The sequence below is a fragment of the Paenibacillus sp. TAF43_2 genome, from assembly GCF_052113545.1.
Classification (GTDB): Bacteria; Bacillota; Bacilli; order Paenibacillales; family Paenibacillaceae; genus Pristimantibacillus.
The window spans coordinates 1-6,569 of the sequence record NZ_JBFRDK010000298.1; the positions used below are offsets into that span (position 1 = coordinate 1).

Consider the following 6,569-nt stretch of genomic DNA (forward strand, 5'->3'; position numbering starts at 1 on the left):
GTTGCGTACTTCCATCGTACCGAGGCGCTCGTTTTTATGCAAAGCGGAAATTTAACGCTCTACAGGAATGCTAACGGGAAACGATAGCTAAACAAAGACAGAGGCAGCCTACCATAACGGTTGCCTTCTTTAATCTACGGGGCAGCAGAGTAATTTCGTTGTTGTATTATGATGAAAGGGGCTGCTCTAAATATTAAGATGGGATGATTATACATGTGGGAGTGTATTGAACCGGGGTATTATATCACGCTAGAAAGCTGTTCGCAGGAAGCATGTAATGGGGAAAAAGTGATTGATGAAATTATTAATCATTATGTGGAGGAAAGTATGGGGAAGAATGAATTGAATAATAAGTGGATTATAATTGATACGCATTTGTTATCGATGAACTGGGATGAATACATGAGATTTAGAAGAAATGCGGAAGCTTATAGAAGTCAAGGCTTCGACATTGATGAGACTTTTTAATGAAACTCAAAAGTGCTTAACTAACGGGAAAAGATAGATGAATAACATAGATGAGCAGGCGCTGCGGTGACCTGTTCATTTTATTGAGCTATACCAGCTAATAGCCTGTCAATATTTAATTATTAATGAAGTAAACGAAGGATGCTATACTGGTAAAAATGCATGACAAATAACCGCCCCAAAGAATTTGGGAAGGTCTTCCTCGATATCTAAACGTTGCTTATTCAGTCAATCGGAAAGGTTCTTTCTTGGTCAAAATCGCATATATCCAATGGATTAGTTTATTTACACAAGCGATCACGGCTACTTTAAATAGTTTGCCTTCTGCACGCTTTTTGTCGTAATAAGCTCTTATTCTCTTGTTACGTGACCCTTTCAGTTCACACCTTACAGCTTGATATAAAGCTGTCCGAAGCCTTCTAGAACCACGTTTGGTGATTTTATTTCGGGTTGCTGTAAACTTGCCGGAAGAAAAGACGCTTGGATCAATCCCAGCAAACGCAACTAGTTTCTTTGGGTGATCGAACCGTTCGATTTCACCGATCTCAGCTAAAATTGTTGAAGCAATTTTAGTGCCAATGCCGGGTATCGATTGAATTAAATCATATTCCAGTAATTCTTCAGCCAGAGTTTCTATCGATTTATCCAGTTTCGTTAGATGCTCCTGGTACTGAAGAAGTAAATTAATGAATAGCTCTAATGAGAGTAAATGACTAGGAAAAGCGGTCTCCCTGAAGGGATTTCGTTCTGCTGCAGCCATTAGTTTCTGTGCCCTTTCCAGCGACCACCGGTTCGAGGCAACATGTCCAACAAGGCGTTTTATGYTCGCTGTAACGTTTTCCTCGGACAATGCTAGCACCGATTGAGACGTTGGATATTGGGCCAGGAAACGAAGTGATACCTTAGAATAAAGGTCACCAAACACGCCATGATACTCTGGAAAAACTTGATCCAGGACCGTTTGAAACTGTAACTTTACCTGGACATACATTTCAGTCAGTGACTCATGTTGCCGTGTCAGGTAACGCAGGTTCATCAGATACTGACTCCGTTTTTTGTAAGGCTCCAGCTCTTCTTTGTAGAACATTTCACCCAACTGGTATGCGTCAGCAACATCCGTTTTCACCTTACGTAAATTCATCTTTTTCGCTTGGTGTGAAATTAATGGATTGATAACGATATACAGATATTGATGCTCATCTAGAAACTGAATAATTGGACTATGATAATGACCTGTTGCTTCTAACACAATGGCCGGACGCTGCCCAGCAAAGGACTCCACGTTTTGAGCAAAGCGGAGGAAGGACGCTAATCCTTCAAGATTATGCTCAAATCGAAAGGTCTTTCCGTAGGGCGTTCCTCGATCTGAAAAAGCTTGTGCATGACTTTCTCCTTTAGATACATCTAATCCAATGACATGGTTCATTCAATCACTCCCGATATTATATTCGCCGGCAACCCCTAACCTTCTTGTCGTCCACATTATCGCATGTGATTCGGGATCATGGTCCCAACCAGCCTAATCATGGTTTAACAAGTAGGGGGATGAACGATATAGCTCTCGGGATCTAGCTCCCACAGGCAGGTACGTTCTATCCCCGGCTACCGCTATCTTACGACCACAGAAAAATGAGGTCTACCATAAAGAACTGGTGACCTCATAATACGAACGGGCAGGATAGTTTAATCACTCTGCCGAATGTATAAAAACTTGAACGTTTTCAATGGAGGAGCCATGACTAATAAAAATTTTTTAGAGACAAGATTAGCGAGCAGATATGGTGAAGGTGGTTCAAAAGAAGAGAACAACACAGTATTTGTTGACATAATCATTGATTCGGTATCCTTATATCAAAGGTTAAAAGAGTACGACTTTGTGCCTGCGTTTGGTTGGGGGAATGCTGAGCATCAACAGCTTATAACTGATTACTTTTTATTTAAATATCCCTTTGAATATAAGTATCATAGGTATCCAATATTGATCTGTCCGCTGTGCGGTGATTTGGAATGTGGTTATATTTCTGTAGCTGTTGATAAAGAAGCAGATATTGTTGAGTGGAGTAATTTTTACTTAGAACATAATAATCAACTGCTTGATATAGGGCCTTTTCACTTTGAATGGGACAATTACAAATCATCAATAGAAAAAGCTTATGACATTGGTCGATTACGCTAACGAAGAACGATAGCTCAATGCATTAATTCTGTTAATAATATCGGCAGTTTTGAGTAAAAGGTATTAGAGAATGAAAGGTGAATTTAATTGAGTCAGAAAAATAAAAGAAAAACTTTTAAATTCAATGAAGATGATATTTTAGAAATTTTAACTGAATATCTTGCAGAAGAAAATGGATTTGAAACATTTCAATCAAGAGCAATTCTATTGGGAAGGCCAGGTAAAGACTTGAGATTAATTTCAGTTATTGTTGATTTAGAAGACGATGATATTTCGAAATTAGATTTAGAGGATATCGATAATAAAATAGAATTTAATGGTTCGCATTGATATTATAAAAACTTGTTCTTTGTTTAACTCACGGAGAACGATTGTTAAAGAAAAGTGAAAGCAGTCCATAACTTTGAGCTCAGAGGCAGTTTAGCAACGGGCGGTGATTATGTGGTAGTCGAAATTGATGGTTTTTATGAGAATTCATTTCTTATCGGCAAGTCATGTTCAAAAACGGAATTAAGTGATATGTACAGAATAGCCAAAAACCAATGTACGAGCATGAGTGAGTTTACAGATGTTTTTTGCAGGCTTTTTCAATTTGAGCGGGTGCCTTCATTATATCTGGAGAGTGTCAGATCGGAAATCGTAATTGATACCGATACTGATCACATTTATGCGCCAAAATATTAAGCTTACTGGGAACAATAGCTACATAAACACCATGACGAGGCTGCCGGCATAGATCGGCAGCCTCGTTGAGCTAACTGGCAGTTTAGCTGAATGACTATTACAGATTAACTCAGACGAAAACACACTAGGTGTGGTAGTATTAGTTTTTTAAGGAATAATTTTCATATTAAAAAGTGATTGGAGGTAATCTTTAATTCATGGAAGCTTGTGAAATTAATGAGTAAGATCATGCATTAGTAACACGAGATATTAGCGATATTATCGTATATTGTAAATTCTACAAAAAACTTGAGGTGAACATTCAATGAAAAGTATTCGGAATTTAATTACCGTCATTACAATAATTTTGTCCCTTTCTGTAGTATTTTCTACTGTGTATGCAGGTGTGGATACTGCTAAGGTAATCTTTGATGGAGAAGAACTCAATGCAGATCCACAAATCATCATAAATAATGGTATTACTCTGATCCCATTTCGACCTATTTTCACTAAACTCGGTATGACCGTTGAGTGGGATAATAAAGAAAAAAGTGTTACTGCTGTAAAGGAAGGACTGAAAATCAAACTAATTGCAGATRAAATGACTGGTTACGTTAATGGTGAAGCTATTAAACTCAGCCAATCATCTTACCTGTCCCCAGATGGCGCCTTTTATGTCGGACTGCGTTTTGTAAGTGAAGCAGCCGGAGCGAAAGTTAGTTGGGATCAGAAAACCCGTACAGTTACTATCAATTCAAAATGATTAGGTCATTCAAACATTAAGCTCCCTTGGTACGATATGATTTTCTCACGAATGCTCGCTTATTCGCAGGATTTCGCCCGGTTGGTAAGGGCTGAAAGACAAGAAGGGGAACGCCGTGTTAGACTTCGGCAACATGAAGGCGCACGGGAATAAAGGGGGGGGTATTGTCGCCCCATATACTTCCATTTACTGCACGCATTCTCCACGCCGCCCTTGGAGGTTTTCACTCCCATGTCTTAACGGGTCAAAGCCCTCTCATTCCTTCGTTACGCCTATCCAAGGGGTGGAGGCCGGTCTTGCTAACGATAATGGACCTCATTTTCTTCATCTTCTTGAATTGCACATTGTATGCATGCATCGCTTGAAACTCCGAATTGTTGATGACCAAACTCATAGTAGCCATGAAGAGGAAACGGCGAAGGCGGGATCGTCCGCGTTTGCTAATCTTCATTTGCCCCGTCCATTTGCCTGAGCTCGCTTCTGCGAGGTTAAGTCCTGCATGGCGCAGCAAAGCATTTCCGTGAACAAATCCGCTTAAGTCCCCAGCCTCACCCAAAATACCAGCTAATGAAATGACACTAATCCCTTTAATCGCGAGGATGGATTTTGCAAAGGGAATGCGTTCTAATACGGTTGAAATCTCCTTCTCTACAACCTCTAGCTGTTCGCAAGCAAGATCATACTCGGCGAGCAATTGTTTCAAGTGAAGCTTGTAGTAATGCGTAGCTGACTGAGATCCTACAGAATGGTTGGCCAGCTCGATGAGTGCTTTTGCTTTTCTAGCACCACAGTGCCGTTTCATGATGGTTTTCCATCCCTGAATCAGGTTCTGAGGCTGCAGCTTGCTGAGCTCCGCCGGAGTAGGGAAGAGGCGAAGTGTAGCAATGGAACCGATACAGGTGATGTCTTTGAATACGTGGCGTAGTTCAGGGAAAACAACGTCAACCCAGCGGTGGATCTGGTTTTTGGCACTAACAAGTCGTTTGACGACGAAGTCACGATTAGAGAGAAGCACACGTAGATCCTCGAAGGCTTCGGGGGTCGTGCGAGTTTCCGAGTAGTAACCGTTCTTGACCATGTCGGCAATAACGAGTGCATCCTTTCTGTCACTCTTTGAGGGCGTATTGTCGCGATTCTCTTTGTTCTTTTTGACGAGATGMGGATTGACTAAAACGACTTCAAAATGGTGTTCTGTGAGCCACCGAGAGACGTTAAGCCAATAATGCCCGGTTGGTTCCATCCCGACGACGGCTGCGCTTAAATGATGGGTGGTTTGCAGATTTTGAATCCATAGCAAAAGATTGTGAAACCCCTCCTTGTTATTAGAAAAGGATAAGTAGTCTCCGATGATGATGCCACGAAAATTTACAGCGCGCGCAACATGCATCTGCTGGGCGATGTCGATCCCGATAACTAAATGCTGAGCAGTAATTTTTTCAATGAGTTGATTTTGTCTCGCTTGCGATTTAAACTTCATAGTAGAGCGTCCTCCTGGATGATGGAATTTTTAGGGCTATGACCCGTTGCGTACTTCCATCGTACCGAGGCGCTCGTTTTTATGCAAAGCGGAAATTTAACGCTCTACAGGAATGCTAACGGGTAACGACAGTAGATTGCAATTCGGAAATCCCTCATTTGTTTATTGCTGTAACAGGTATTTTTCATGCTGAACTTTTTTGGCGTTCACCTGAATTGAGCAAGCGAATCTGTTTAAGTAAGCTAACGAAACACAATAGAAATGCTGAAGGGCTGCCCCATGGCGGCCCTTCGCTATGCTTAAAAAGGGCAGTATTGTTTAACAAATATGAAGTCCTAACATTTTTGAGGGGCAAGTGTATACATAAAGGAAGCTCATTCGTTATATAGCAAGAAGGGAGGTTCAAGGTGGACAATGAGCTGATGTATCGACTTTTAAATCTGAAAATGAAACAAATCCAGCGATATTTGATCCGTCTAGGAGCCGACCGAGACGTCGCTGAGGATATCGTTCAGGAAACCATTTACAAAGGGCTGTTATACATAGATTCCATTCATGAGGACAAATTTTCGGCATGGATGTTCAAAGTTGCCCTAAATCATTATTACGATCTGTGCCGAAAGAAAAAACGGATGGAAATTCCGATTGAGGATGTCGCAGCTGAAGGTAATGAAGCCCCGGAAGAACTTTTCCTCCAAAAGGAAAGACGGGAAGAGATCGAACGCGTATTGGAAGATCTAACCCCCATCTATAAGCAGTTACTGATCATGAAATATGCTGCTCATCCGTAAGGAAATGCACTTGGTTAGCGAATTCCGTCTTGAAGATTTTAAATGTTGCTTCTGCAACGGCATTATCGTAGGGACAGCCTTATCGGCTAAGGGATCGTGTAACGCCAAACGTTGTCAACGCTTCAGAAATGAGCTTATTATCAAACTCTCTGCCTCGATCCGTATGAAACATTTTAATACGATCTAATCTCTGTGAGATGCTCGCTATGGCTTTGTAAACAAGCTCTTTTG

At 41.1% G+C, this 6,569-nt stretch carries 8 protein-coding genes and 1 pseudogene; 6 read left to right on the forward strand and 3 right to left on the reverse strand.

The features are described 5' to 3' along the window. Nucleotides 1-213: 213 nt before the first annotated feature. Nucleotides 214-468, forward strand: coding sequence for a hypothetical protein (locus tag AB4Z17_RS32370; RefSeq protein ID WP_441964434.1), 255 nt, complete (start codon nt 214-216; stop codon nt 466-468). 220 nt (nt 469-688) lie between these two features. Here AB4Z17_RS32370 and AB4Z17_RS32375 read toward each other — a convergent pair whose 3' ends face one another. Then, nucleotides 689-1,894 (reverse strand): IS110 family transposase, encoded by a 1,206-nt coding sequence (locus AB4Z17_RS32375; protein ID WP_441964436.1) that lies wholly within the window; start codon nt 1,892-1,894, stop codon nt 689-691. 273 nt (nt 1,895-2,167) lie between these two features. Here AB4Z17_RS32375 and AB4Z17_RS32380 point away from each other — a divergent pair, with 273 nt between their 5' ends. From AB4Z17_RS32380 to AB4Z17_RS32395, 4 genes are all read left to right on the forward strand, one after another. Beyond that, on the forward strand, nt 2,168-2,644 hold the full coding sequence (locus AB4Z17_RS32380; protein ID WP_441964438.1) for an oxidoreductase: 477 nt from the start codon (nt 2,168-2,170) through the stop codon (nt 2,642-2,644). A gap of 87 nt (nt 2,645-2,731) precedes the next feature. Beyond that, nucleotides 2,732-2,974 (forward strand): hypothetical protein, encoded by a 243-nt coding sequence (locus tag AB4Z17_RS32385; protein ID WP_441964440.1) that lies wholly within the window; start codon nt 2,732-2,734, stop codon nt 2,972-2,974. 54 nt (nt 2,975-3,028) lie between these two features. Continuing rightward, on the forward strand, nt 3,029-3,328 hold the full coding sequence (locus AB4Z17_RS32390) for a hypothetical protein (RefSeq protein ID WP_441964442.1): 300 nt from the start codon (nt 3,029-3,031) through the stop codon (nt 3,326-3,328). A gap of 304 nt (nt 3,329-3,632) precedes the next feature. Further along, nucleotides 3,633-4,070: a copper amine oxidase N-terminal domain-containing protein gene (locus AB4Z17_RS32395; RefSeq protein WP_441964444.1), complete on the forward strand. Its 438-nt coding sequence runs from the start codon at nt 3,633-3,635 to the stop codon at nt 4,068-4,070. Nucleotides 4,071-4,314: 244 nt separating this feature from the next. On the opposite strand, the gene AB4Z17_RS32400 is transcribed toward AB4Z17_RS32395, so the two are convergent. Then, nucleotides 4,315-5,547 (reverse strand): IS110 family transposase, encoded by a 1,233-nt coding sequence (locus tag AB4Z17_RS32400; protein ID WP_441964446.1) that lies wholly within the window; start codon nt 5,545-5,547, stop codon nt 4,315-4,317. Between the two features lie 446 nt (nt 5,548-5,993). Here AB4Z17_RS32400 and AB4Z17_RS32405 point away from each other — a divergent pair, with 446 nt between their 5' ends. Beyond that, entirely contained in the window at nt 5,994-6,338 is a 345-nt protein-coding gene (locus AB4Z17_RS32405) for an RNA polymerase sigma factor (protein ID WP_441964448.1), read from the forward strand. Between the two features lies 1 nt (nt 6,339). Here the strand turns inward: AB4Z17_RS32405 and AB4Z17_RS32410 are convergent. Continuing rightward, a pseudogene (locus tag AB4Z17_RS32410) lies at nt 6,340-6,569 on the reverse strand (IS3 family transposase); the annotation flags it as partial.